Annotated in this window: 1 protein-coding gene; it reads right to left on the minus strand. The window is 67.5% G+C overall.

Annotated elements, in window-relative coordinates; genetic code table 11:
- Positions 1-127: 127 nt before the first annotated feature.
- Positions 128-1,666: an IS21 family transposase gene (istA, locus tag IWX64_RS16780; RefSeq protein ID WP_312883904.1), complete on the minus strand. Its 1,539-nt coding sequence runs from the start codon at positions 1,664-1,666 to the stop codon at positions 128-130.
- Positions 1,667-1,803 lie beyond the last annotated feature (137 nt).

Consider the following 1,803-nt stretch of genomic DNA (forward strand, 5'->3'; position numbering starts at 1 on the left):
GCTTCGGCTGCCATGGACCCGGCGACCTGCGCGGTGCCTCTCAGATACAGGGTTTTGCAGGCTGCGCCGATCGCCGCCGCGGCGGCGGGCTCACTGAGCTGGCCCATGGACGGTCCTTGCCCGGCGCTCATCGGCTGCCCGCCGCGGCCAGCAGCCCGTCATAGCCGGCCAGCGAGGGCTCCCAGCGGTCGGGCAGGTGCCTGATCCGTCCGGAAACTTCATCAGGTAGCGCCGCCGGGACGTGGTGGAAGCTCTGGCTGGCACGTGCGTGGATGGCCAGATGATCGGGGTCGAAGTCCCCGGTCCTCACGGCGTTCTCCATGGCGCCGGTGACCGCGGCGGCCGGCAGGGTCCGGGCCATCAGCAGGACCTCGATCAGGGCCTTCGTGCCGGCCTTGTCGCCGAGCGCGGCCCGGGCCCTGTCCCAGTATTTCTGGTGGGCTCCGGTGAAGGCCCCGGAGGCGCGGGCGGCCATCAGCGCTGTTGCCCCGGCCAGGGCGCCGGGTTTGCGGGTGAGGACCTCAAGGTAGTGGTCCAGTTCCAGGACGTAGGAATACTTGTGGATGGCCCGGACGTGGGACGCGATCCGGGCGCCTTCGGCGAACATCTCGATGGTGCGGGCACCGAGCCGGACGCTGACCCGGCGCCCGGCATAGCGGGCCGGGACCGAGTAGTAGGACTGGCGGACGCAGACCTGGGACTTGTGGTCGGCCTTGAACGAGAACGTCGAGGCGGCCTCGAACGTGTCCGCCGGCAACGGCCGAAGCATGCCGGCTTCCTCCGCTGCCGCGGCACCGACGGTGACGGGGCGGCCCGTGATGACGCGGTGGTCGTCTTTGACATCGCAGCCAGCCATATACGCGTTCAGCCCGGCCAGGGTATCGAACTCCGGAACCGGGGTCAGCCAGCGGCGGCGGAACCTGCCGACTTCACCTTCGACGCCGCCCTTTTCGTGGGCGCCGTCGATGCCGGGCAGGCAGAAGAACGAGTCGAACCCGTAATGGGAGCGCAGGGCGATGAAGCGTTCGTTTTCCAACCGTTCACGGCCCAGGATCACGGTGGTGACAGCGGGTTTGAGGTTGTCGTAGCGGATCATTTTGGCCGGGATCCCGCCGAAGCGTTCGAACGCGGTGTTATGCCCGTCCAGAAAGGACTCCTGCGACTGGTTCGCGTAGGCCACATGCGCGGCGCGTCCGGAGTAGGACAGCCGCATCACGAACATGAACAGCTTCGCCTGCACGCCGCCGATCACGGCCTGGAACTCGCCGAAATCGACCTCGGCTTCCCCGCCCGGGGTGTGGGTCTGCGGGACCGCGACGTCAGCCTGCGTGTCGACGAGCCCGCGGCGGATCCTGGCCACAGCGTGGGCGACCGTGGACTCGGCAACCACGACGCCGTGTTCATCGACCAGCCGCTGCCAGATCCGGCGGGCCGTGTGGCGCTGTTTGCGCGGTGACTTCTGGTCCGCGGTCAACCAGGCCCGGATGGTGTCCTCCCAGGGCCCCAGCTTCGGAGCCTTCCGCTCCGGCGTCTTCCGTGCCGGCGGCGTGGCCTCCGCCAACGCGGCCCGGACGGTACGGCGGTGAACGCCGTGCACCCGTGCCAACTCTCTGACCGACATATCTTTATCCCTCGCATCAAGGCGGATACGCTCGAATTGCTTCACTCTCGATCTCTCTTTCAAACCCGTTCCGATCTCTTCGTCTTGGCCGACAAAAAGAACGCTACGGGCGGGTCGAGGGTGGGGCCACTTCAAACGGCTAAAAGTCCCCTAAGTGGGGCCATTTCAGAGTGCCATACCCA

Source organism: Arthrobacter sp. CAN_A212, from assembly GCF_015752345.1.
Classification (GTDB): Bacteria; Actinomycetota; Actinomycetes; order Actinomycetales; family Micrococcaceae; genus Arthrobacter_D.